The 24,904-nt window shown below is 69.7% G+C and carries 17 protein-coding genes; 12 read left to right on the forward strand and 5 right to left on the reverse strand.

The features are described 5' to 3' along the window. The first annotated feature begins 1 nt into the window (after position 1). On the forward strand, positions 2-2,584 hold the full coding sequence (locus N5079_RS02185; RefSeq protein WP_261581590.1) for a glycosyl hydrolase family 8: 2,583 nt from the start codon (positions 2-4) through the stop codon (positions 2,582-2,584). A 624-nt stretch (positions 2,585-3,208) separates the two neighbouring features. Then, positions 3,209-3,973 carry a DUF305 domain-containing protein gene (locus tag N5079_RS02190; RefSeq protein ID WP_261581591.1) on the forward strand — a complete coding sequence of 255 codons (765 nt, stop codon included), beginning with the start codon at positions 3,209-3,211 and terminating at the stop codon, positions 3,971-3,973. A gap of 19 nt (positions 3,974-3,992) precedes the next feature. Here the strand turns inward: N5079_RS02190 and N5079_RS02195 are convergent, their stop codons facing one another. Beyond that, positions 3,993-4,637, reverse strand: a complete 645-nt coding sequence (locus N5079_RS02195; RefSeq protein WP_261581592.1) for a hypothetical protein — start codon at positions 4,635-4,637, stop codon at positions 3,993-3,995. A gap of 157 nt (positions 4,638-4,794) precedes the next feature. Here N5079_RS02195 and N5079_RS02200 point away from each other — a divergent pair, with 157 nt between their 5' ends. The 7 genes from N5079_RS02200 (at position 4,795) to treZ (ending at position 17,804) form a co-directional block, all read left to right on the forward strand. After that, a complete protein-coding gene (locus tag N5079_RS02200) occupies positions 4,795-5,481 on the forward strand; it encodes a response regulator transcription factor (RefSeq protein WP_261581593.1) in 687 nt (228 codons plus the stop codon). A gap of 175 nt (positions 5,482-5,656) precedes the next feature. Beyond that, a complete protein-coding gene (locus N5079_RS02205; RefSeq protein ID WP_261581594.1) occupies positions 5,657-6,973 on the forward strand; it encodes an ATP-binding protein in 1,317 nt (438 codons plus the stop codon). A gap of 71 nt (positions 6,974-7,044) precedes the next feature. Continuing rightward, on the forward strand, positions 7,045-10,377 hold the full coding sequence (locus tag N5079_RS02210; protein WP_261581595.1) for an AfsR/SARP family transcriptional regulator: 3,333 nt from the start codon (positions 7,045-7,047) through the stop codon (positions 10,375-10,377). Positions 10,378-10,559: 182 nt separating this feature from the next. After that, complete coding sequence (locus N5079_RS02215; RefSeq protein ID WP_261581596.1) at positions 10,560-11,465, forward strand: TauD/TfdA dioxygenase family protein; 906 nt, start codon at positions 10,560-10,562, stop codon at positions 11,463-11,465. Between the two features lie 250 nt (positions 11,466-11,715). Then, entirely contained in the window at positions 11,716-13,821 is a 2,106-nt protein-coding gene (glgX, locus tag N5079_RS02220; RefSeq protein WP_261581597.1) for a glycogen debranching protein GlgX, read from the forward strand. A gap of 46 nt (positions 13,822-13,867) precedes the next feature. Continuing rightward, a complete protein-coding gene (treY, locus tag N5079_RS02225; RefSeq protein WP_261581598.1) occupies positions 13,868-16,048 on the forward strand; it encodes a malto-oligosyltrehalose synthase in 2,181 nt (726 codons plus the stop codon). Positions 16,049-16,100: 52 nt separating this feature from the next. Beyond that, entirely contained in the window at positions 16,101-17,804 is a 1,704-nt protein-coding gene (gene treZ, locus N5079_RS02230) for a malto-oligosyltrehalose trehalohydrolase (protein ID WP_261581599.1), read from the forward strand. A gap of 433 nt (positions 17,805-18,237) precedes the next feature. Here treZ and N5079_RS02235 read toward each other — a convergent pair whose 3' ends face one another. The 4 genes from N5079_RS02235 to N5079_RS02250 all read right to left on the reverse strand — a co-directional run bounded on the left by N5079_RS02235 (position 18,238) and on the right by N5079_RS02250 (position 21,849). Then, positions 18,238-19,419, reverse strand: a complete 1,182-nt coding sequence (locus tag N5079_RS02235) for a glycoside hydrolase family 76 protein (RefSeq protein WP_261581600.1) — start codon at positions 19,417-19,419, stop codon at positions 18,238-18,240. A gap of 74 nt (positions 19,420-19,493) precedes the next feature. Then, positions 19,494-20,297: a DeoR/GlpR family DNA-binding transcription regulator gene (locus tag N5079_RS02240; protein WP_261581601.1), complete on the reverse strand. Its 804-nt coding sequence runs from the start codon at positions 20,295-20,297 to the stop codon at positions 19,494-19,496. A gap of 235 nt (positions 20,298-20,532) precedes the next feature. Then, the gene (locus N5079_RS02245) at positions 20,533-20,874 is read right to left on the reverse strand and encodes an STAS domain-containing protein (protein WP_261581602.1); all 342 of its coding nucleotides are present in this window, start codon (positions 20,872-20,874) and stop codon (positions 20,533-20,535) included. Between the two features lie 429 nt (positions 20,875-21,303). Then, positions 21,304-21,849 (reverse strand): DinB family protein, encoded by a 546-nt coding sequence (locus N5079_RS02250; RefSeq protein ID WP_261581603.1) that lies wholly within the window; start codon positions 21,847-21,849, stop codon positions 21,304-21,306. 184 nt (positions 21,850-22,033) lie between these two features. Here N5079_RS02250 and N5079_RS02255 point away from each other — a divergent pair, with 184 nt between their 5' ends. The 3 genes from N5079_RS02255 to N5079_RS02265 all read left to right on the forward strand — a co-directional run bounded on the left by N5079_RS02255 (position 22,034) and on the right by N5079_RS02265 (position 24,875). Then, positions 22,034-22,963: a hypothetical protein gene (locus N5079_RS02255; protein ID WP_261581604.1), complete on the forward strand. Its 930-nt coding sequence runs from the start codon at positions 22,034-22,036 to the stop codon at positions 22,961-22,963. 111 nt (positions 22,964-23,074) lie between these two features. Beyond that, positions 23,075-23,830, forward strand: a complete 756-nt coding sequence (locus tag N5079_RS02260; RefSeq protein ID WP_261581606.1) for an SAM-dependent methyltransferase — start codon at positions 23,075-23,077, stop codon at positions 23,828-23,830. 103 nt (positions 23,831-23,933) lie between these two features. Further along, positions 23,934-24,875: a hypothetical protein gene (locus N5079_RS02265; RefSeq protein WP_261581607.1), complete on the forward strand. Its 942-nt coding sequence runs from the start codon at positions 23,934-23,936 to the stop codon at positions 24,873-24,875. Positions 24,876-24,904 lie beyond the last annotated feature (29 nt).

The raw sequence follows: 24,904 nt of genomic DNA on the forward strand, positions 1-24,904 counted from the left end.
CATGCGAATGAAATCCCTAATCGTCGCCGCCGGGCTGCTGTTGCCCCTCGCCGCGGCGCATCCGGCGGCGGCCGCCGCCACTCGCTACGAGGCGGAGAACGCCACGATCTCTCAGGGGGTCGTGGAGTCCAACCACCTCAACTTCTCGGGCACCGGTTTCGTGAACGGTGACAACATCGCGGGAAGCTACACCGAGTTCTCGTTCAACGCGGCGAGCGCGGGGACGGCGACGCTGGTCATCAGGTATGCCAACGGCACGACGAGTGACCGGCCCGCCGATGTGGCGGTGAACGGCACTGTGGTGTCGGCGAACCGGTCGTTCCCGGTGACCGCGAACTGGGACACCTGGGCGAACTCGACCATCACCGCTCCGGTGAACGCCGGGTCCAACACGCTGCGGCTGACCGCGACGACCGCGGGTGGTAACCCGAACCTGGACTACGTCGACGTGGATGTCGTCGCGGCGCCGCCGCCGGGGACGGTGTATCAGGCTGAGGACGCGACGTTGTCGCAGGCGGGGGTGTTCAACAACCACCTGAACTTCACCGGGACCGGGTTCGTGGACTATGTCAACGTCACCGGTGGCTACGTGGAGTTCAACGTCAATGCCGCCGCTGCTGGTCCGGCGTCGGTTGTTGTGCGGTACGCCAACGGGACGACGACGAACCGGCCGCTGGAGTACGCGGTGAACGGTTCGACGGTGGCGACGCGTAACTACAACGCGACGGCGAACTGGGACACCTGGGCGGATGACACGTTCACGGTGAACCTGGCCGCGGGTGCGAACACGATCCGGGCGACGGCGACGACGGTCAACGGCGGCCCGAACCTGGACAAGATCTCCGTCTCCGGTTCGACCGGTGGTGGTGGTGACACGCAGGCTCCGTCGGTTCCGTCGGGTCTCGCGGTGAGCTCGACCACGTCGAGCAGCATCAGCCTGTCGTGGAGCGCGTCGACCGACAACGTCGGCGTGACGGGTTACAAGGTTTACGAGGGCAGCACGGTTGTGGCGAGCCCGTCGGGGACCTCGGCGACGATCTCGGGTCTGGCCGCTTCCAGCTCGCACACCTACACGGTGAGCGCGGTGGACGCCGCGGGTAACGAGTCGGCCAAGAGCGCCTCCGTCACCGGCACCACCACGAGCGGCGGCGACACCCAGGCTCCGTCGGTCCCGACCGGCCTCGCGGTGGGCACCACGACGTCCAGCAGCATCAGCCTGTCGTGGAGCGCGTCGACCGACAACGTCGGGGTGACGGGTTACAAGGTGTACGAGGGCAGCACGGTCGTGGCGAGCCCGTCGGGGACTTCGGCGACGATTTCGGGTCTGGCCGCTTCCAGCTCGCACACCTACACGGTGAGCGCGGTGGACGCCGCCGGCAACGAGTCGGCCAAGAGCGCCTCCGTCACCGGCACCACCAAGGCGGCCAGCGGCGGCCCGAACGTGCCGTTCGGCAGCCACCTGTTCCCGTACGCCGCGGGCACGATCCTCCCGACCGGCTCCCAGGCCACGCTCGACCAGAAGGTGATCGACTACTACAACAAGTGGAAGGCCGCCTTCCTCAAGCAGAACTGTGGCAACGGCTGGTACGAGGTCATCTCGCCCGACGCCGACCACCCGTACGTCGCCGAGGGCCAGGGCTACGGCATGGTCATCCTCGCCACGATGGCCGGGGCCGACCCGAACGCCAAGACCGCGTTCGACGGCATGGTCAAGTTCATGCTCGCCCACCCGTCGGTGCACAACGCGAACCTCCTTGCCGCCGAGCAGGACACCTCCTGCAAGAGCGTCAACGGCTCGGACTCCGCGACCGACGGTGACCTCGACGTGGCCTACGGCCTGCTGCTGGCCGACAAGCAGTGGGGCAGCGCCGGGACCTACAACTACAAGGACCTGGCCGTCAAGCACATCAACGCCATCAAGGCGAGCGAGGTCAACTCGACCACGCACCTGATGCTGCTCGGTGACTGGAGCGACTCCAGCGACTCCACCCACTACATCACCCGCTCGTCGGACTGGCTGATCGACCACTTCCGGGCGTTCAAGAAGGCCACCGGCGACACCGCGTGGGACACGATCAGGACGGCCCACCAGAACCTGATCACGTCGCAGCAGGCGAACTACGCCCCGAGCACGGGTCTCCTGGCGGACTTCATCGTCAACACCAACACCACGCCCAAGCCCGCTCCGGGCCAGGTGCTGGAGGACCCGAACGACGGCAAGTACTTCTGGAACGCCTGCCGTGACCCGTGGCGAATCGGCGCGGACGCCGTCACCAGCGGCGACAGCGCCTCGCTCGCCTCGGCGCGCAAGCTGAACACCTGGATCAAGAGCAAGACCGGCGGCAACCCGAGCAACGTCGCTACCGGTTACTCGCTCTCCGGCACCGCGATCAGCAGCGGCAGCGAGCCGGCGTTCTTCGCGCCGTTCGCGGTCGCCGCGATGACGGACTCCGGCAGCCAGGCGTGGCTGGACGCGATCTGGAACAAGATGCTCAACACGTCGTTCACCTCGACCGACTACTACTCCACCAGCATCCAGCTGCAGGTGATGATCGTCGCCAGCGGCAACTACTGGGTGCCCTGACCCGCATCCGGCCGGACCGTCCCCTGGGCGGTCCGGCCCCCTCCCCGCCCACGCGGGGGTCGTTAGGCCGTTAGCCGAAGAGCCGTGGTCTGTCCGCAGACCACGGCTCTTTATTTCCTCGCGGCCCCCCTTCCGCCGTGATCATGCACAGGTTCCCGAGCAGCGCGCTGTCATGCGCCTCCGTAAGCGGTGATCATGCACAGGTTCCCGAGCGGTGCGATGCCATGCGCCTCCGTAAGCGGTGATCATGCACGGGTTCCTACGTCCGGCCGCTGCCTGTACGGACGGCCTTCGTGATCTGGCAGCGGGGAGACCAGTGCGTGATCAGGGTTGGCGTCTTCCCAGCCGAGCGGAGGTGGCCGGGAAAGTGCGCATGATCACCAACCGGGTGGGGGGACGTGGCGGGCCGGTACGAGGAACCTGCGCATGATCACGGGCGTGAGGGGGGGGTGGCTCCGGCGGTAGGGTCACGGCGTAAGGGATCACGGGACAGGCTGCCGGCGCATGTGTGACCGGCCCGGCCTGGTTCCCGCCCCGACCGCGGCGCCAGCCCACTGCATGCCGTGGCGGTCCTCACGGCCGCAGCGGCGCGTCCTTCCGTCGTAATCCGAAAGGCTCCCCAGTATGACCACCTCCCGCCGGATCGTCCCGCACGGTGTCACGGGCACCCTGACGAGCGCGTTGCCGGGCGTGCTCGCGACGGCCCTGCTCACCGGACTGCTGGCCGGCTGCACAGGGCCGGCCCAGAACGACGCGGGCGCCTCCGCCGCTCCGGCGGCATCCTCTCCAGCGGGGATCTCGACCGAGTCCCCCACGACGACGGCCGCGCCGACTGACACGCCGACTGACACGCCGACTGACACGCCGACTGACACGCCGACCCAGACACCGGCTGAGACACCCGCCGGGACTTCGGCCACGACATCCGCCGCGGCGCCGGGCTTCAACGACGCCGACGTCATGTTCGCGCGGATGATGATCCCGCATCACCTGCAGGCCATCGACATGGCGACCCTTGCCCAGACCCGGGCGGGGGACCAGTGGGTCAGGGACATGGCGGACAAGATCCTTGAGGCCCAGGACCCGGAGATCCGCACCCTCAAGGGCTGGCTCGACAAGTGGCGCGCCGAGCCGCTGCCGCGCGACCACCGTATGCCGGGCATGCAGACCGCGGCCGACATCGCCAAGCTGGCCAAGGCCAAGGGCTCGGCGTTCGACCGGCTGTTCGTCACGATGATGATCGAGCACCACGGCGGCGCCGTCCAGATCGCCGAGGTGGAGCAGGCCAAGGGCGCCGATCCGGACGCCAAGGCCATGGCCGGGTCGATGGCCGCCACCCAGCGGGCCGAGCTCAAGGAGATGAAGAAATACCTGCCCAAGCTCAAGTGACCCGCCCGGGCCGGGGCGTTCAGGTCTCGTAGGTGTCGAGCCTGGGCGGGAGGGCGTTCCAGGTGCAGAACGCCGAGGACTCGTGAGTGCCCTGGAGGAAGGTCACGCGGAGCCAGCCCACGTTCTCCCACACTTTGAGCTCGTAGCCGTCGTTGGGCGTCGCGGTCACGACCCGGCAGTCCTTGTCCGTGACCGCGATCGTCGCCCTGCCGCCCTTGAGCGTGAACGTGTGCAGGCTCTCACCCGTCGGGCTCGGCGTGGGGCGGCTCTGGCCCGTCGGCTGGGCCGTGGGCCTGACCGTCGGCCTGGCGGACGCCTTGGTGGTGGACCCGGCCGTCGATCTTGGCCGGGAGGAGGGCGACGCCGGCGAGGACGGCGAATGGCGGGCCGGTGAGACGCGGACAAGCGTCCTGGGCCAGGGGGAGGCCTTCGTGGTCGGAGACGTATGCCGGCGCGGCGCAGGACTCAGCGGCGCAGGACTCATCAGCGGCACGGCGGCGGTCACCGTGGGAGCGACCGCGCCGGCGACGGCTACCACGGGAGCGAGGGGAGCTTCATCCAGAACCGTGCTGCGCAGCACGTCACGCACGCCGAGCCAGGACACGCCGACGGCGAGCGCGGTCGCACCGCACCAAGCAAGCGTATAGCCGACGCACCGTCTCATCGGCTGATCACTCTATCGGCAGCGGGCCCGCTCCGTACCCATAAGTAGCCACTCGTCCGCTCTCCGCAGGAGCGGTTCTCGAGAACATGAAGGATATTTCGCGATACGGCGTGATAAGGGGGGACGCGGTGCGCTATGGGCGTGTACTTTCTGGCCCATGGCGACCGTTCTGCTGGTGGAGGACGACGAGTTCGTCCGCTCCGCGATCATCCGCGACCTGAGGGGCCGGAGCCATGCCGTGCGCAGCGCGGGGCGGGCCCTGGACGCCCTGCGCGAGATCGCCCACTCCGCGCCCGACGTGGTCATCCTCGACCTCGGGCTGCCGGACCTGGACGGGGCCGAAGCGCTCAAGATGCTCCGGGCCATCTCCGACGTCCCCGTCATCGTCGCGACCGCCCGTGACGACGAGGCCGAAATCGTCAGGCTGCTGCGGGACGGCGCCGACGACTACATCGTCAAGCCCTTCTCCGGCGACCACCTGAACGCGCGGCTGGAGGCGGTGCTGCGGCGAGCCCGGTACGGCGCCCCGTCGAAGGTCGTCCGCGTGGGCGGCATCTCCATCGACTCCGAGCGCCGGGAGGCCCTTCTGGACGGCGCGCCGCTCGACCTCACGCGCCGTGAGTTCGACCTGCTCGCGTACCTGTGCGCGCGGCCGGGCCACGTCGTCTCCCGCAAGGAACTGCTGACCGAGGTCTGGCGGCAGTCCTACGGCGACGACCAGACGATCGACGTGCACCTTTCCTGGCTGCGCCGCAAGCTCGGCGAGAGCGCCTCCCAACCGCGCTACCTGCACACGGTCCGAGGAGTCGGCGTCCGGCTCAGCCCTCCCCCACCGCGGCCGTGAGCGCCCTCGCCGCCCTCCCCGCCGCCAGGTCGGCTCCCAGCTCCGGCGTGACCGTCCTCCACCTCACCGGCGCGGCACACCGCGTCCCCGTACGCACGCCGGCGGGCAGTACGGCATGGCCGGGTCGTGTGGCGCAGCCGGCCGGCACGGCCAGGCGCCGGGGACGGGGGCGGGTGTGAGGCGGCGTCTGGCCCTCGTCGCGGTGGCGGTGACGGCGATGGTGGCGCTGGCCTTTCTGATCCCGCTGGCGGTGGCGGTCAAGGAGATCGCCGAGAGCCGCGCCCTCGCCGACGCCGAGCGGCAGGCCACCACGATCGTCCCCGCGCTGGTCGTCACCGACGATGCCAAGGCGCTGGAAAGGGCGCTGGCGAGCACGCCGGTGGGGGCCGAGCGGCTCGCCGTACACCTTCCCGACGGCACGGTCGTCGGCTCGTCGCGGGCCCCGGTCGCCGACATCGCGCGGGCGGACAAGAGAGCCAAGACCGTTCGCCTCGGCGGGGGATACGTGCTCCTCAAGCCGGTCGCCCTCGCAGGAGGCCGGCGGGCGGTGATCGAGGTGTACGCGCCGGAGGCGGACGTCACAAAGGGCGTCGCCACCTCGTGGGCCGTGCTGACCGTTGTCGCGGTCGTCCTCGTCGCGGGCTCGGTGGCGGTCGCCGACAGGCTGGGGGCGCGCGTGGTCCGGGCGGCCCGCCGTCTCGGTGACGCGGCGGCCTCCCTCGGATCGGGCGACCTGTCCGTCCGGATCGTGCCGGACGGGCCGCCGGAGCTGGTCGCGGCCGGGCAGGCGTTCAACGCCATGGCCGATCAGGTGGCGGGGCTGCTCGCGGCCGAGCGTGAGCTGGCGGCCGACCTCTCCCACCGGCTGCGTACGCCGCTGACCGCGCTGCGCCTCAACGTGGGCGGCACCGGTCCCGAGGCGGAGCAGAGCAGGCTCGCCATCGACCGGCTCGAACGGGCGGTGGACGAGATCATCGAGGCTGCCCGCAGGCCGTCCCGTCCGGTGGCGAGCGGCTGCGACGCGGCGGAGGTGCTCCGGGAGCGGCTCGCTTTCTGGTCGGCGCTCGCGGAGGACCAGGAGCGCCCCTGGCAGCTCGTCGGGGCGGACGTGCCCACCAGGGTGCCGGTGGCGGCCGCGGATCTCGGCGCCGCCGTCGACGTGGTGCTCGGGAACGTCTTCCGGCACACGCCGCAGCGGGCCGAGTTCCGGGTCACTCTGCATCAAGGAGTGGGGATGGTGGGCATCCTGATCGCGGACGCCGGTCCGGGCATCGCCGACCCCGAGGACGCCCTGCGGCGGGGCCACAGCGGCGCGGGGTCCACCGGCCTGGGGCTCGACATCGCCCGCCGTCTGGCGGAGTCCACGGGCGGCAACGTCCGGATTGAGCCGTCGGCGCTCGGCGGCACGGGTGTGCATCTGTGGCTCCGGACCGACGGCCGCCCGGCGGCACGCCCCCCGCGCAGCCTGCTCCGCCGCACCCTCACCCGCTGATCCGGGGCCGCACCTCCGGAAACAGCGCAATCCCGATAGATTGGTGCGCCGCAGAATCTGAGGGAGACCGCGTGGAGTTCCGTCTGCTCGGCCCGGTGGTGGTGCTCGACGAGGGCGGTGCGGCGCTGGACATCGGGCCCGCCCAGCAGCGGGCGGTGCTCGCCCTCTGCATGCTGGCCGCGCCGCGCCCGGTCAGCAGGGTGCGGATCGTGGACGCCCTCTGGGAGAAAGGCCCCCCTCGGGGGGCGGTCAACACGGTCCAGGCTTACATCTCCAAGCTCCGGCGCGTCCTCGAACCCGGCCGCACCCGCCGAGGAACCCCTTCAGTGCTGGTCAGCAGGCCGGGCGGGTACGCCATCGAGCTCCCGGACGAGGCGTTCGACCTCGGCCGCGTCAGGGGCCGGGTCGCCGGAGGACGGCGGCTGCTGGCCGCCGGCGACGCGGCCGGAGGGGCGAGGGAGCTGCGCCTCGCCCTTACGGAGTGGCGGGGGGAGCCGCTGTCCGGGTTCGAGAGCGAGCCGTGGGCGCGGGATGACATCCTGCACCTGACCGAGCTCCGCATGACGGTCCTCGAGGATGCCACCGAAGCGGACCTCGCGCTCGGGCTCGGGCCTGCGCTGGTGCCCGAGTTGAGCCGGCTCGTAGCCGCGCACCCACTTCGGGAGCGCCTTCGCAGGATGGGCGCGCACGCTCTCTACCAGGCCGGACGGCAGGCCGACGCGCTCGCGTTCCTGGCCGAAGGCCGGCGGATGCTGGTCGACGAGCTCGGGCTCGACCCCGACCCGCGCTCGCGCGAGCTGGAGCAGCGGATCCTTGCCCAGGATCCCGCGCTCACCCGCCGAGCCACCGCTGCCACCGCCATCGCCCCCACCTCCCCGGCTCCCGACGTGACGGCCGGCCCCGTCTCCCCGTCCTCGGCCTCCCCGTCCTCGGCCTCCCCGACCGCTGGGCCGCCGGGTGAGAGCGACCTGATCGGCCGAGGGGCCGAGCTGGAGGTCCTCCGCAGGGCCATCGCCGCGGGCGGCCACCACATCGTGCTGGTCGCGGGGGAGCCGGGCATCGGCAAGACGAGCCTTGCCGAGCACGCCGCCGGACATGCCCCGAGGGCCGTCTTCGGCCGGTGCTGGGACGGCACCGGCGCCCCGCCGTTCTGGCCGTGGGCGCAGGCCGTACGGCAGCTCACCGGGCGGCACGGCGAGCTGGCCGAGATCACCGGAGCCACGGGCGAGTTCGGGCTCTATGAAACCTTCGCCCGGATCGTCGGAGAGTACGGCCCGGTGCTGGTGGTTCTCGACGACCTCCAGTGGGCCGACGCGTCGTCGCTGCGGCTGCTGGAATTTCTCGCCACGACGAGGTCGTGCCCGGCGCTGACCGTCGTCGCGACCTACCGCGACACCGAGGTGGGGGAGCCGCTGGCCCGGGCCCTCTCCACGCTGGTACGGCTCCCGCACGTCGAGCGGATCGCGCTCGGCGGCCTCCGGGAGGAGGCCATCGCCGAATATCTGGAGCGGGCCGGGGCCGACGCGACCAGGGCCGCCGACGTGGCGAGGCAGACCGGCGGCAACCCGTTCTTCCTGGGGGAGGTCGTCCACCTCGCCGATCGCAAGCAGGGAGAGGACGCGCCCGGCGCGATCGCCGACGTGCTGCGCGGCAGGATGGCCGGCATGCCGCCCAACGCCTCCGACGTGCTGTCCGCCGCGGCCCTGCTCGGGCGGGAGGCCGAGCTCGAGGTGCTGCTCGACGTGGTCGACGTCCCCCGTGACGAGGTGCTCGACGTGCTCGACGCGGCCGTGGAGGCGCGGCTGCTGACCGAGCACGCGCTGGTCTACCGCTTCGCGCACGACATCGTCAGGGACGTGCTGCGCGACGGGCTCGCCCCGCTGCGGAGGCGCCGCCTGCACGCCCGGGTGGCGGCGGCGCTCGAACACCGCGGCACCCACCTGGCCGAGCTGGCGTACCACTACCGGGAGGGCCTGGTCATCGCCGGAATGGCGGCCAAGGCCATCGAATACGCCAGGGAGGCGGCCCGGCATGCCGCGGCCCAGTTCGCCAACGAGGACGCGGTCGAGCATCTGGAGCAGGCGGTCATGCTGACCGGGCAACTTCCGGTCACCGACCAGGGTCTCAGGTGCGACCTGCTGCTGGAGCTGGCCGAGGCCCAGTCGGCGGCCGGGATGAGCACGAGGGTCCACACGTCCCTCGACGAGGCCGCCGAGATCGCGGAGGCCCTCGGCGACGACGAGCGGCTGGCCAAGGCGGCACTCGGCTACTTCGACCCGCTGGCCTGGGCGATGTACGAGGAATGGGCGGCGGGGGACGCCCTCGTCGGCCGGATCGAGCGCTCATTGCTCGCCCACACCGGAGACGACTCGCCGTGGCGTGCCCAGCTCCTCGCCGCGTCGGCCGTGGCGGGATACTTCTCGCGGCCGGTGCTGGAGAGTTGCGCACTGGCGGCGGACGCGGCCCGGCACGCCCGGCGGCGCGGGGACGACAGGTCACTGCTCCGGGGCCTGAGCGCCTACGAGATCCTCTCCCGCGGCGTCGGCACGCATGAGGAGCGGCAGGTGGCCATCGACGAGCTGGCCGAGGTCGCTCGCCGGACGGGTGATCTCGTCGCCGAGTGGACGGCGCGAGAGGCCGAATACTTCGAGCTGGCCAAGCAGGGCGAGAGCGAGCGGGCGGACCCGCTCCTGACGTGGCTCGTGGAGACCGCGCGGCGGATCCGGCAGCCCGCGCTGATGAGCCTCGCCGCCTGGCTCTCGGCCACCCGCGCGTACATGCGGGGCGACCTCGACGGGGCGCTCGCCGAGGCGGAGGAGTCGGCCCGGGTCCACCCCGAGGGGGCTCTCGGCCGCGACGACGCGATCGTCCGCGCCCGGCTGTTCCACTGTCTCGTCCTCCGGGCCAGAGGTGATGCCGAGGGGGCCCTGCGACTGGCCGAGGAGGTTCCGGGCAGCAGGCAGGGCCAGGCGGGCTGGCGCCTGCTGCGCTGCGTCGCCCTGCTCGACCTGGGCAGGCGGGACGAGGCCGCGGAGGTCTTCGCCGGCCTGTCCGCGGACGGTTTCGCCGGTATCGAGGGCGACCTGGCGTACCGCTTCATCCCCGACCTGCTCAGCGAGGTCTGCCTGGAGCTGGCGGACGGTCCGGCCGCCGAGGCCCTCTACGCCCGCCTGGAGCCGATCAGCGGCCGCCTGCTCGGGTGGTCGGTGACGGACCTCTGCCTCGGCCGCCTGGCGCTCGTGTGGGGCGACCGGGACTTGGCGGCCGATCGCCTGAGGGGCGCGCTCGGCTTCGTGCGGAGGTCGGGCGCGTGGCTGTACGAGCAGCCCATCCTGGAGCTCCTCGGTACGGCGGAATCCGTGCATGATCACGAACAGGAGGGGGTGAGGCGGTCTTTCCTGTAATCCCTACTTGCTTTGCATGGAATGTTGGTTTACTGTCGGGCCATGACGCCATTCGAGGAGCTGACCCGGCGCGGCCACGTGGACTTCTGTCGCGTGGCCAGCGCCCTGTGTCACGCCGACTGATCCCCCGGTCCTCCTCCATTTTCCCTACGGCTGTGCCGTACTGGACGAAAGGCGCAATCATGTCCAACGACCTGCAGATTTCCCCTGTCGCCGGACGCATCGGAGCGAAGATCTCCGGTGTGAAGCTCGGCGGCGACCTCGACAGGGCGACCGTCAAGGAGATCAGGAACGCCCTGCTCCGCCATAAGGTGATCTTCTTCCGCGGCCAGGACCACCTGGACGCGGACGGCCAGGTCGCCTTCGCGGGGCTGCTCGGCCCGCTCACGACGGCCCACCCGACCGTGCCGTCACTCGACGGTCAGCGGCACGTCCTCGACCTCGACTACAGCTTCGGCCAGAAGGTCGACCGCTGGCACACCGACGTGACGTTCGTCGACCGGCCGCCGCAGGCGTCGGTGTTGCGGGCGATTGAGATCCCTGCCGCCGGTGGGGACACGCTGTGGGCCAATACGGTCACGGCGTACCTGGACCTGCCCTCGGAGCTGCGCGACCTCCTCGACAGGCTCCGCGCGGTGCACACCAACGCGTACGACTACGCCAGGATCGCCTTCTCCGACGACCCCGAGCGGACCAAGGCGTACGCGGAGGTCTTCGCCTCGACCGTGTACGAGACCGAGCACCCGGTCGTCCGGGTGCATCCCGAGACGGGGGAGCGGTCGATCCTGCTGGGCGACTTCGCCCGCCGGGTGGCCGGCCTGTCGTCCGACCTGTCGGACGGGATCATCAAGCTGATCCAGCAGCAGGTCACCAAGGTCGAGAACACGGTTCGGTGGCACTGGGCGCCCGGCGACGTGGCGGTCTGGGACAACCGGGCCACCCAGCACCGGGTCGTCCACGACTTCGGCGGTCAGCCGAGGCGACTCCAGCGCGTGACCGTCGCGGGTGACGTGCCGGCCGGTGTGGACGGCCGTCCGTCCGTCGTCCTGCGGGGTGACGCCGCCGAATACTCCCAGGTCGCCGCCTGAGTCATCGCCCTCCGCAGGGGTGAACGCGCCGTTTCGCGCACCGTTTCGTGTGCCGTGGCGTGTTCACCCCTTTGGCATACGCGCGGTTAACATGGCAGGACTGCCAGAGGGGTTTCCTGGGCCTTTCGTGGGCAGGCACCATGTCTGTGAACGAGTGTCATGCCAGCCTGGTGAGCGGGCGCAGATATAGAGCCGGTGGGTGCCGGGAAGTCCCCGCGCGGGCCGCCGAGCCGGAGGGCGAGGAGACCGCGTGAGGGAGATCTGGCCGGGGGACCCCTATCCCCTCGGAGCGACGTACGACGGCGCGGGCACCAATTTCGCGCTGTTCACGGAGGTCGCGGAGAGCGTCGAGCTGTGCCTGTTCGACGACGAGGGCGGCGAGGAGCGGGTGCCGCTCACCGAGGTCGAGGGCTTCGTCTACCACTGCTACCTGCCGGGCGTCGGTCCCGGCCAGCGGTACGGCTATCGCGTGCACGGGCCGTACGCCCCGTCGGAGGGACAGCGGTGCAACCCCGCGAAGCTGCTGCTCGACCCCTATGCCAAGGCGGTCGAGGGCTCGGTGCGCTGGGACCAGGCCGTGTACGGCTACCGCTTCGGGGAGCCGGACAGCCGCGACGACAGCGACTCCGCGCCGAACATGCCGCGCTCGATCGTGATCAACCCGTTCTTCGGATGGGGGCACGACCGGCCGCCGGCCACGCCGTACCACGACACGGTGATCTACGAGGCGCACGTCCGCGGTCTGACGATCAACCACCCGAAGATCCCCGAGCGCATCCGGGGGACGTACGCCGCACTCGGCCACCCAGAGATCATCGATCATCTGACCGGCCTCGGCGTCACCGCGATCGAGCTGATGCCGATCCACCAGTTCGTCACCGACGACGTGCTGGAGAAGCGCGGCCTGTCCAACTACTGGGGCTACAACACGCTCGGCTTCTTCGCGCCGCACAACGCCTACTCCAGTTCGGGGGAGCGCGGGGGGCAGGTGCTGGAGTTCAAGGCGATGGTGAAGGCCCTGCACGAGGCCGGGATCGAGGTCATCCTCGACGTGGTCTACAACCACACGGCCGAGGGCAACCACCTGGGCCCGACGTTGTCCATGCGGGGCATCGACAACGCCAACTACTACCGCCTGGTCGAGGACGACCGCCGCTACTACATGGACACGACGGGCACCGGCAACAGCCTGCTGATGCGGAGCCCGCACGCGCTGCAGCTCATCATGGACTCGCTGCGCTACTGGGTCAGCGACATGCACGTGGACGGCTTCCGTTTCGACCTCGCGTCGTCGCTGGCCAGGGAGCTGCACGAGGTCGACCGGCTGAGCGCCTTCTTCGACCTCGTGCAGCAGGACCCGATCCTGTCGCAGGTCAAGCTCATCGCCGAGCCGTGGGACGTCGGCCCCGGCGGCTACCAGGTGGGCAACTTCCCGGCCCGCTGGACCGAGTGGAACGGCCGCTACCGCGACACGATCCGCGACCTGTGGCGAGGGGAGCCGGCCGCGCTGCCCGAGTTCGCCTCGCGGCTGACCGGGTCGAGCGACCTCTACCAGGACGACAGCCGCCGCCCGGCCGCGTCCATCAACTTCGTCACCTGCCACGACGGCTTCACGCTCCAGGACCTCGTGTCGTACAACGACAAGCACAACGAGGCCAACGGCGAGGAGAACCGCGACGGAGCCGACGACAACCGCTCCTGGAACTGCGGTGTGGAGGGTCCGGCGACCGGCCCGGTCGCGCAGCTCCGCGAGCGGCAGAAGCGCAACTTCCTCACCACGCTGTTCCTCTCGCAGGGCGTGCCGATGCTCTCCCACGGGGACGAGATGGGCCGCACCCAGGGCGGCAACAACAACGCCTACTGCCAGGACAACGAGATCAGCTGGCTCGACTGGTCCGATGTGAGGGAGAACGGGCAGCTCCTGGAGTTCACCCGGCGGCTCGCCCGGCTCCGCCGTGAGCATCCGGTCTTCCGCCGCCGCCGTTTCTTCTACGGCAGGCCGGAGCGCGGCTCCCACGACGAGCTGAGCGACATCGCCTGGCTCACCCCGTCCGGGACCGAGATGGCCGACGCCGACTGGCACAACGGGTACGCCAAGGCGCTCGCGGTCTTCCTCAACGGCGACGCCATCACCGAGCCGGACCGGAGGGGCAGGCCGATCACCGACTCCTCCTTCCTGCTGCTGTTCAACGCCCACCACGAGGTCATCCGGTTCACGATCCCCAAGGACTACGGGGAGATGTGGGCGACCGACCTCGACACGGCCATGCCGATCTCGACCGAGTCGCGCATGTGCCGGGCAGGGGAGGCCGTCCCGGTGTCCGGCCGTTCCGTCCGGGTCCTGCGCCGGGTGTAGGCGGTTCAGGCGATGATGCCCCTGTGATCCATTGGAAGGACCTGCCGTGACCTCGACCTACCGCGTGCAGCTCACGCCGGACTTCGGCTTCGGGGAGGTGACCCGGCTCGCGGGATACCTCCGCGAGCTGGGGGCCGGGCACGTCTACCTGTCGCCGATCCTGCAGGCCGTGCCGGAGTCGCGGCACGGCTACGACGTGGTGGACCACAGCAGGATCCGGGCCGAGTTCGGCGGTCTGCAAGGCCTGCGCGAGCTGGCCGCGACAGGCCTTCGGCTGGTCGCCGACATCGTGCCCAACCACATGACCGTGCCGGTGCCCGAGTCGGAGAACACCCAGCTCTGGTCCGCGCTGCGGGACGGCCCGGCGTCGCCGCACGCACGCTGGTTCGACGTGCAGTGGCCCGTCGACTTCCCCATCCTCGGCGACGAGCCGGGCGGGCTCGTGGTGGACGGGTCCGTCCTGCGCTACCACGACCACGAATTCCCGATCCGGCCCGGTACGGAGCACCTCCCGCTGCCCGAGCTCCTGGAGGCCCAGCACTACCGGCTGGTCAACTGGCGGGAGAGCCCGGGGTATCGGCGCTTCTTCGACGTGTCGTCGCTGATCGGCTTGCGGGTCGAGGACCCGGTCGTCTTCACCGCCACCCATGCGGTGATGCTGTCCCTGGTCGAGGACGGCCTGATCGAGGGGCTGCGGGTGGACCATCCCGATGGCCTGGCCGACCCGCGCGGCTACCTCGAACGGCTCCGCCCCCGCGTCCCCGGACCGCTCTGGGTGGAGAAAATTCTGATCGATCAGGAGCGGCTGCCCGAGGACTGGCCGTGTGACGGGACAACGGGATACGACTCGCTCAACATGGTCACCCGGCTGTTCGTCGACCCGGCCGCCCGTGACTCGCTGATCGAGACGTTCACCCGCCACACCGGCGTGTCGAAGGACTACGAGTCCGTGCGATACGAGGCCAAGAAGCAGGTCATCGAGCAGTTCTTCCGCGGCGAGGTGGACCGGCTGGTGGCCGCGCTGGGCGACGCGGGGCTGCGCGAGGCGGCCGTGGAGTTGCTCGCCGCGATGCCGGTCTACCGGGCCTACGTCAACCCCGGCGAGCAGCCGCCCGCCGAGTCGGCCGGGATCATCCAGGCCGCCGCCTCCCGGGCCGCGACCCGCACCGACCCGGACGCCGTGGCCAAGACCGCCAACCTCGTCCTGTACGGCCCGGCCGAGGCGGTGACGCGGTTCCAGCAGACCTGCGGCCCGGTCATGGCCAAGGGCGTGGAGGACACCGCGCTCTACCGGTGGTATCCGCTGGCGAGCCTCAACGAGGTGGGCGGCGAGCCGGACCGGTGGGGGGTCTCGGCGACCGAGTTCCACCAATTCTGCGCGGGCCTGCCGCCGAAGACGATGACCACGCTCTCGACCCACGACACCAAGCGCTCGGAGGACGTGCGGGCCCGGCTCGCCGTGCTGTCCGAGCTGCCGGAGGAGTGGGCGCTCGCCGTGGACTCGTGGGCGTCCGCCGTGCGGTTCGACCCCAAGCTCGACTACCTGGCCTGGCAGAACTTGATGGCGTCGTGGCCGATCACCACCGAGCGGTTCACGGACTACCTGCTCAAGGCGGCGCGCGAGGCCAAGACCACCGTGTCGTGGCAGCACCCCGACCCCGGTTATGAGGAGGGCATCAGAGAGTTCGCCAGGCGGGCCATCGACGTCTGCGGCTACTCGGTCGCCTCGTTCACGGCGGTGGTCGACCGCTACGCCAGGGTCAACTCGCTGGGCCAGAAGCTCGTCCAGCTCATGATGCCGGGCATCCCCGACGTCTACCAGGGCAGCGAGATCACCGACTTCTCGCTGGTCGACCCGGACAACCGGCGGCCCGTCGACTTCGACCGGCGGCGCGAGCTGCTCGCCGCCCCGGACGACAGCTGGGACGGCCAGAAGCTCCTGGTCACCACCACCGCGCTGCGGCTGCGGAGGCGGCTCGACCCGGCCCTGCCGTACGTGCCGATCGAGACCTGCGAGCACGCGGTCGCGTTCGCGCGGGGGGACCGGGCGGTCGCGGTGGCGACCCGGCTGCCGGTCTCGCTCGAACGCCGCGGCGGCTGGGGGAGCGAGACTCTCATGTTGCCCCCCGGCCGCTGGCGCGATCTCCTGTCCGGACACGAGCACACCGGCCGCATCCCCATGGCCCATCTACTGTCCCGTTACCCGGTCGCAATCCTGGAGCGGTGAGCATCGGCCCCGGGGTGGGAAAGGTGCTGAAGACGGAGAAAACGGGAGGGGCATGTACGAGGTCTGGGCGCCCCAGGCGACACAGGTCGAGGTCGAGTTCGGGGGAACCAGGCACGACATGTCGCCGGGGGACGGAGGATGGTGGAACGCTCGCGGAGACGAGCACGGCGTCGACTACGCCTTCTACGTCGACGGCGAGGGGCCCTACCCGGACCCCCGCACGCGGCGGCAGCCGCACGGCGTGCAGGGCCCGAGCCGGGTCTACGACCACGGCAGGTTCACCTGGGGAGACCAGGACTGGCGCGGGCGTGACCTGCGCGGCTCGGTGATCTACGAGCTGCACGTCGGCACGTTCACCCCGGCCGGAACGTTCCGGGGAGTCCTCGACAAGCTCGACCATCTCGTCGACCTCGGTGTCGACTTCATCGAGATCATGCCGGTCGCCCCGGTCCCCGGGACGCGCAACTGGGGATACGACGGCGTGGACCTCTACGCCGTCAACGAGGTGTACGGCGGGCCGGACGGGCTCAAGGTGCTCGTCGACGCCTGCCACCAGGTGGGGCTGGGTGTGATCCTCGACGTGGTCTACAACCACCTCGGGCCGTCGGGAAACCACCTCGCCAAGTTCGGGCCGTACTTCCACGACTTCAAAGGGTCCTACTGGGGCGACGCGGTCAATCTGGACGGGCCCGGCTCCGACGAGGTGCGGCGCTACTTCATCGAGAACGCGCTCCAATGGCTGCGGGACTATCACGTGGACGGCCTGCGCCTCGACGCCGTCCACGCGTTGCACGACTCCCGCGCCGTCCATTTCCTCGAAGAGCTGTCGGCCGAGGTCGAGGCCCTGTCCACGAGCCTGAGCCGGCCGCTGACGCTGATCGCCGAGTCGGACCTCAACGACCCCCGCATGGTCGCGCCGCGCGAGGCCGGCGGCCTCGGCATGCACGCCACCTGGAACGACGACGTCCACCACGCGCTGCACTCCGCCGTGACCGGCGAAACCCAGGCCTACTACTGCGACTTCGGGTCGCTGTCCGCGCTGGCCAAGGTGCTCACGCACGGCTACTTCCACGACGGCACCTACTCGACGTTCCGCGGGCGCAGCCACGGCCGTTCGGCGGCCGGCGTGCCCGGCTACCGGTTCGTCTGCTCCGTCCAGAACCACGACCAGATCGGCAACCGGCCACTCGGCGACCGGCTGGAGCCCGAGCAGCTCTGGCTGGCGTCCGGGCTGCTGCTCACCTCGCCGTTCACGCCGATGCTGTTCATGGGCGAGGAGTGGGGGGCGAGCACGCCGTTCTACTTCTTCACCGACCACTTCGAGCCCCACCTCGCGGAGGGCGAGGGCGAGCGCCGCAGGTTGGAGTTCGAGGGCTTCGGCTACGACTGGAAGGCGCCCGAGCCGGGCGAGGAGGAGACGTTCCTGCGCTCCAAGCTCGACTGGAGGGAGCTCTCAGAGGACGGCCCGATGTCACTGCTCGGCTGGTACCGCGATCTGATCGCGCTGCGCAAGTCGCACCCCGACCTCGCCGACCCCCGGCTCGACCGGGTGAAGGTCCGCTTCGACGAGGACCGGCACTTCCTCGTCATGGACCGGGGCTCCCTGCGCGTCCTCGCCAACTTCGGCAACTTCCCCGTGCCCGTACGGCTCTCGCCCGGGGCCAAGCGGATCCTGCTCGCCTCCGACGAGGCTATCCGCCCCATGGGAGGCGACATCTACCTGCCCGCCCAGTCCCTCGCCGTCGTCCAGACGTAAGCGACCCCGCCCCGCATCGTGATCATGCAGGGCTTCCCCGCCCGCATCGTGATCATGCAGGGTTTCCCGGGAAGCTCGGGGACGTCTGGTTTCCCGAATCGTGATCATGTACGGATTCCTCCGCACGCGGTCTGATCAGCGCCGCCCCTCTTAGTGATCATGCAGCGTTCGTCCGACCGGGGTGCCCTCCCACTACATGATCACGCTGGACAAAGCGCCAGGTGGGACGGTGTACGCGGGAACACTGAATGATCACGCCGCACGAAGCGGCAGGCGGGACGGCGGGTATAGGAACCCGCTGGCGGCATCCTGCCCTTCCACCCCCGCGGCCTCGTCTTCCGCATGACGTAGTTCTCTTGGCGCTTGCCTGACACGAGCGGGGGCCGCCGGTCGCGGTGTGCGTCCGGCGGCCCCGAGATGGTTGACCCCTTGATCAGAGGACGGAGGTCAGGAGGGAGACGGCGGCCGTCTGGCGGCCGATGTTGGAGTGGTCGAACGGCCCGGCCCAGCGCAGTCCGTACAGGTTGGCGCTGTTCCGGTCGTACGCGTAGGCGGAGCGGGCCTGGTTGAGCAGGTAGCTCCGGTACGGGTGACCGGGCACAACCCGGTCGAGCTCGCTGAGATTACGGACAAAGATGCCCTTGAAAGACGCCCCGTCGGAGTTGCAGGTGGTGACCTCGCAGGGCTCGGTCAGGATCCCCTTCGGGGACAGTGACGGGCTGCTGATCACGGCGTCGGCGATCTTCCGGGCATCGGCGAGGAGACTCCGGTCACCGGTGCCCTTGTACAGCTCGGCCAGTCCGCCCAGGATGACGCCCTGGTTATAGGTCCAGGTGGTCCCCAGGTTGCTGTCACACTTACCGCCCTGCGTCTGCAGGCCGTCGTTCACCAGGTGCTCGCCGTTGATCATGCCGCTCTTCTTGAACCAGTTCCAGGCTTCGACAGCGCGGCCGAGGTAGAGCTTGTCGCCGGGGATCCGGTTGTGCAGCGCCGCGAGCAGCTTGATGTAGAGCTCGACGCTGATCGCGTTCTTGTAGGTCTTCGCCGGAAGGTCCCACCAGACGCCGCCGCCACAGAAATCGTCCCAGTACTGGTGGATGTACGCCTCGTCGGTCTTGGCGATCTCCAGGTACTTCGTGTCGCGGGTGATGTCGTACACGCGGGTCATGGCGAGCGCCCACCAGCCGGTGTCGTCGGTGGAGTCCGCGCGGAACTCACCGTTGCCCTCCGGCCACCACGGCAAGGGCTTGCGCTGCTGCTCGATCGTGTTCTCGATCGCCCACATGTACTTCCTGGACCCGGTCTTGGCCGAGTAGTCGAGCAGCGACTGGAGCGCGTTGCCCGACTGCCACCACGGCTCCTCGGGCTGCCAGCGCCCACTGGCCTTGTCGTAGAACGACATCATCGCCTCGACGGCCGCCGAGGCCCGCTCGCGTGCGCCTGCCGTACCCTTCCCCGGCGTCGTCTCGGGTTTCGTTACCGTGCCGGCCGGTGCGCTGGTGGCCGGGTTGCCGGGCGCCGCCTGCGCGGGCAACGTGCCCGCCAGTACCGCCAGGGTCAAACCGCAGGCCAGGGCACTCCCGGCCGCCCACATCCTTCGTGCGTGCTGGATCATCCGGACACTCCTCGGAAATAGTGATCTCGGGTCTTGAAAGTGGTCATGGGGGAGGGCCGGCGATCCAGGTGGCGTCATGCGACGATGACGTTTCCGCCCGCCTGCCGGCAGAGCTCAAGGGTCCGGGGATCGGCGCCGCCCGTTGTAATCAGGAAGTCGACGTCGGAGAGCGTGCACAGCCGCTGCGACCCGGTGCCGGGGAACTTCACCTCGGACGCGACGAGGACGACCCGGTCGGACGCCTCGATCATCGCCTGCTTGATCGGCGCCTCGACGGCCATGTCGTCCACGACGTGACCGTTGGCGCGCACGCCCGTGCAGCTGAGGAACACCAGGTCGGCGCTGACCTGCCGCAGGGCCGCCTCGGTAAGGGACCCGACGAGCGACCGGTAGTTGCGGCGCAGGACACCGCCGAGCAGGACCAGCCGTACGGCCTCGTCGTCGCGCAACTCGTCCAGCACGGCGACGTTGCTGGTGATGACGGTGACGGGACGGCCGCGCAGGCGGCGGGCGATCAGCGGAGTGGTCGTGCCGATGTCGAGCACCACCACGCTCTCGTCCGCGATCAGCTCTGCGGCGCGCTCGGCCATCGCCTCCTTCATGGCGCAGTCATGGGCGGCGGAGACGTCGAACGGCTCCTCGACGACCAGTTCGGCGCCCGGCTCCGCCGCCGAGGCGCCCTGGCCTGCCGAGGTGCGCAGCGACAGGGCCGCGCCGCCGTAGGTGCGGATCAGCTCGCCGTTACGGTCCAGCAGCTTGAGGTCGCGGCGGATCGTGGACTCGCTGACCTGAAGGCGGGCGGCCAGCTCCCGCACCGAGGCCACTCCGGTAGAGCGGAGCGACTCCACAATCTGGACGTGTCGATTGCTCGATGTCACGCAGGAAAAGGTAGACCGTAATGACCGACTTCGGTCATCCCGAAAGGTCACAATCGGATTACTGACCGAGGTCGGTCATCTTCCGTCGAGGGCTGCTCATAGTCGATCATCGGTTCTGGGCGGGGGCCGGTCGCCTTGTCGATCACAGCGGGTCGCGCCGACGCCGGCGGCACTCGGCCTTTCGGGGCCATTACCGGCCGCACGCGCACGAGGCCGTGCGGCCCCGGCTAACGGCTCATGCCTCCAGGGCTTCGGCGACCGTGTCGAAAATCGGGAATGCGTCGCGCAGCCTGGTAACGGTCAGGATTCGGTCCAAGGTGCCGTGCACGCCGGCGAGTTTGAGAAAGCCGCGAGCCTCGAACGACCGGCCCAGAAATTGCAGCAGGAGTCTGAGACCCATGGAATCGCAGAAGGTCAGCTGAGACGTGTCAATGATGAGCCGGTTATGACCTTGTTCGAGCTCTTTGGAGAGCGCGGTGCGCAACGTCTCGGCCGAGATGACATCGAGTTCGCCGACGAGAGTGACGACGGTGTGGGTCGTCTCCTGGCTGACCGTGAGGTCAAGTCTCGTTGGCATCTCTGTCCTCATCGCGAAGATCTACAGAGAAGGTACACCCCCTAGATATCACGCCCGTTACTCCAGAACGCACTTTCATCGCGCGTCCGTCCGTACGGCACGGGCAGCTTCGCGCGGTCTGCGGAGAATTGCAGGCCACACGTGTTGTACTTTCCGCGGCCTCGCGGAGGCCTACACGGGCGCCTCATCCTCGGGAAGCTCGACACTGAGGGCTCCGACCGGCGGGGCCGGGTGATGAGGTTCACGGACACCGCTCCCGTCGCCGGGAGCGTGATGCACCCACACGGTCACCGCGTCCCTGCGCGCGACACGAGCACCAGGAAGCGGAGCCTGGTCGGTCAGTGCGCCGTCACCCACGTTGAGGGTACGTCGTTTCGCGACAACGCCGAAGGATTGATATGTGTTGCCGGTCGTCGGCCGAATGGCAGGTCAGCGTCCGGCGGCACCGTCGATTCGCTCGCGCAGCAGGTCGGCGTGGCCATTGTGGCGGGCGTATTCGGCGATCATGTCCACCAGGATTCGGCGAAGTGAGATCGGCTGCCCGCTCGCGAAATGTAATCCGGTCTGCTCCAAAGAGGGCGCATTGGCGACGATCTCCCGGGCTCGGTCGCATTCCGCACGCCACACCGCGAGGGCTTCCGTGACGTCACCGTCCAGGGTTTCGAAGTCCTGATCCGGGTCGTCGTCCGAGTAGTAGAGGAGTGGCACGTCCTCACCGGCGAACTGCTTGCGGAACCACCATCGCTCCACGCCGGCGAGGTGGCGGAGCAGGCCGTGCAGGCTGAGCCCGGACGGCGGGACGCCCTTGTCCGACAGCCGTTCGAGCGGGACACCCGAGCACTTCAGCTCAAATGTCGTGCGATGCCAGTCGAGGTAGGCGGTGAGGATCTGGCGCTCGTCGCCGACAAGGGGAGGGGTGGTCCGCGTGTCCTCGGCCCACATCGGTGCGTAGTTCTCCGCCGGAATCTCAGTCATGCCGCCGAGCATGCCACCCGGCACCGACAAACCAGTGGTCCGGACATGGGAGGCACTCCTCTGGGGACAACTCGGAGGTTGCTCCTGTGGAGAACTGGGGTTATCCCCAGAGCGGCGTTCTGGTGGGCGCGGTTGCAGGGCGGGCGCGGATGCTGGGGCCTCCCGTGTTCCCAAGGGAGGACCCATGCAGATCACCTATCCCGTGCCCGCCGAGACGACCTCGGTGTTCGTCGTCGCCGTGGACCGCACGCCCACCGAGCTGTCGTCGATCGTGCCGTGGCGGATGGGCAAGCCGCACAGACGGGCGGCCATGGAGGTGCTCGGCACACCACGGCTGGAGCTGGAGGCGTTCCGGGCCGGACAGTCGCCCTGGAAGCGGCTGGAGCCGCAGGCGTTCCGCGCGGGGCAGTCGCCCTGGAAACGGGTCGAGGTGGAGGGTGACGACGACCTGAGACGGGTCAGGAAGGCCCGCCATCATGTCGTCGTGTCCAGCACGGCACCTGTGGCCGCCCAGCCGGAGGCCGCGCAGATCGCCCGTGCCGCCGCCAGGGGCGTGGCCGAGGCCTATCACGGTGTGATCGTCGACCAGCTCACGGGCTCCGCCGTCTATCACTGCGCCGAGTGCCCGGGGGAGCGCCCGGAGTTCCGCCTGGGCGACGACTGGCTGGGCTGGGCCACGGAGGTCGGCGAGCACAGCTCCTGCCCGCCGTGGAATCCGGCCGGCACCGAGATCTGCACGTGCCTGCGGGTGACGACTCGCGGCCTGCGGCGTTTCGGGCTGCCCGAGGTCATGCTGGACGGCGCGGCGTGCGCCCACAGCCTCTGCACGGTCAACGTCCTGCGCACGGTCGCCCAGCGGCTGCTCACCGGCCATCTCGACTGGCTGGCCGACAATCCCGACGCCAGGTGCCGGACCATCGGCGAGCATCTCCGGGTGGACGGCGCCGACTTCGCGCTCTTCTCCGGCAGCCCTGACCTCGACGGCGAGCCCTTCCGCGTACGGCTGACGCGCGACGCGGCCGACCGGTCCTGCCTGAGGATCGGCCCGCCGGCCGGCTTCGACGGCAGCCTCAACGACTGGCTCTGCCGTACTCCCGGCCTGCTCGCCGCATGAGGCCGCCGCTGATGCCGAAATTTCGGAGGATCGCCACCTTGTGGAAACGCTTTCCCAAGATGGCCGAAACGCTAAGATCCGGCCATGGCCGACCGCGTTTCCCCTCGTGGTGTGGATGTTTCAACTCCCAACACCGCCCGGATCTACGACTACATGCTCGGCGGCAAGGACAACTTCGCCGCCGACCGCGAAGCGGCCGAGCAGATCCTCAAAGCCTTCCCCGAGTCGCGGGAAGGTGTCAGGCACAATCGGCAGTTCCTCGGGGCGGCCGTCCGCTATATGGCCGAAGAGGCGGGAATCCGCCAGTTCGTAGACATTGGCGCGGGTTTGCCCACCCAGAACAACGTGCACGAGGTCGCCCATTCGGTCACTCCGAAAGCCCGGATCGTCTACGTGGACAACGACCCCGTCGTGTGCGTGCACGGCCGGGCGATCCTCGCCAGCTCACCGGGCGTCGCCATGATGGAAGGAGACCTGCGCAAGCCCCAGGACATCGTCTCCAATGCCGAGGCGACGGGGCTCATCGACTGGTCCGAGCCGGTAGGCGTGCTCATGGTGGCGATCCTGCACTTCCTCGCGGATCCTTATGAGGAGGTCGCCCGGCTACGCGAGGCCATGGCTCCCGGCAGCCACCTCGTCGTGACCCACATGACCATGACCCAGGAGCGGGCGACCGACGCGGAGCACGTCAGGAAGGTCTACGCGAGGGCGTCCTCGCCCCTGTTCCCCCGGCCGGTCGAGGGCATCATGGGGTTCTTCGGCGACTTCGAGCAGGTCGACGACCACCGGTTCATCGACGCGGGCCTCCGGCGGAGATTCGCACCACTGGGCTGGGCGGGCATCGCCCGCAAAAACCAACGAGGCTGAGGCATGCGGACGGCGGGCCAAACCCAACGCAACCAAGGCTCGGCGGTGGGAAGCAGACGGCAGGGGAGGGGAACGTTCGGCGTTGGCCGTACGTCTCGTGAATGTGACCCTCTTTGATGCGATCGACGAAGAGATACGCGACGCCCGGGATCGGGCTCGCCGCCTCGACCAGCTGACCAGGCAGCGCGTCACCCTCATCCGCCAGATCGACGAGGTCAGAAGCCTTCTCGCCGAGCTGCAGAGGCAGCTCGTCAAGGAGGATCGTGACGTCGCCAAGCTGGAGCAGGGCGGTTTCACGGCCTTCATCTCCGGGATTCTCGGAAACAAGGAGGAGGACCTGGCCCGCGAGCGGGCGGAGGCGGCAGCCGTACGGCAGCGCGTGGACGGCCAGCGGACCCGGCTCGAATGGCTGAACACCGACCTGCGGACGACCGACCAGAGCCTGGTCCAGCTCGGCAACCCCAGCAACGAACTCGACGTGCTGCTGGCCCGCAAGGAGCGGATGCTGGTCGAGTCGGCCGATCCGCGCGGCCGAGAGCTGGCGGACATCGCGGCGCAGCTCGCCAATGTCACCGCCGACCTCCGCGAGCACGAGGAGGCCCGGCAGGCGGGGGTCGCCGCGAGCCAGGCGGTCGGCTATGTCCTCCGGCATCTCGGCAGCGCCCGGGGCGCGTCCACCTGGGACATGCTGGGCGGAGGAGCATTCACCGACATGGTCGAGCACGGTCACCTTCAGCAGGCGGACCAGGCGGCGTGGCACGCCCAGCGCGCACTTGACACGTTCTCCCGCGAACTCGCCGACATCGGCGTCCGGGCCAGTCCGCAGATGCCCGAGGTCGACACGCGGTGGTTCGCCGACGTCTTCTTCGACAACATCATCACCGACGCGATCAAGCACCGGAGGATCGCCCGCACCGGAGAGGCCGTGCGGGAGGTGGCCGAGTGGGCCGGAAGCATGGTGAACGACCTGGCCGCCCGCTGCGTGGAGCTCACCCGGCACCGTGACGCTCTCGCCCGCCGCCGCGAGCAACTGCTGAACGCCTGAGCCCGAGCGCCTGAGCCCGAGCGCCTGAG

The sequence above is a fragment of the Planotetraspora sp. A-T 1434 genome (assembly GCF_025420585.1).
Classification (GTDB): Bacteria; Actinomycetota; Actinomycetes; order Streptosporangiales; family Streptosporangiaceae; genus JAOEGB01.

Excerpts from the sequence above, each read along its gene's own strand:
- N5079_RS02185 (WP_261581590.1), top strand. The coding sequence starts at position 2 with ATGCGAATGAAATCCCTAATCGTCGCCGCCGGGCTGCTGTTGCCCCTC.
- N5079_RS02190 (WP_261581591.1), top strand. The coding sequence starts at position 3,209 with ATGACCACCTCCCGCCGGATCGTCCCGCACGGTGTCACGGGCACCCTG.
- N5079_RS02195 (WP_261581592.1), bottom strand. The coding sequence starts at position 4,637 with ATGAGACGGTGCGTCGGCTATACGCTTGCTTGGTGCGGTGCGACCGCG.
- N5079_RS02200 (WP_261581593.1), top strand. The coding sequence starts at position 4,795 with ATGGCGACCGTTCTGCTGGTGGAGGACGACGAGTTCGTCCGCTCCGCG.
- N5079_RS02215 (WP_261581596.1), top strand. The coding sequence starts at position 10,560 with ATGTCCAACGACCTGCAGATTTCCCCTGTCGCCGGACGCATCGGAGCG.
- treZ (WP_261581599.1), top strand. The coding sequence starts at position 16,101 with ATGTACGAGGTCTGGGCGCCCCAGGCGACACAGGTCGAGGTCGAGTTC.
- N5079_RS02235 (WP_261581600.1), bottom strand. The coding sequence starts at position 19,419 with ATGATCCAGCACGCACGAAGGATGTGGGCGGCCGGGAGTGCCCTGGCC.
- N5079_RS02245 (WP_261581602.1), bottom strand. The coding sequence starts at position 20,874 with ATGCCAACGAGACTTGACCTCACGGTCAGCCAGGAGACGACCCACACC.
- N5079_RS02250 (WP_261581603.1), bottom strand. The coding sequence starts at position 21,849 with ATGACTGAGATTCCGGCGGAGAACTACGCACCGATGTGGGCCGAGGAC.
- N5079_RS02255 (WP_261581604.1), top strand. The coding sequence starts at position 22,034 with ATGCAGATCACCTATCCCGTGCCCGCCGAGACGACCTCGGTGTTCGTC.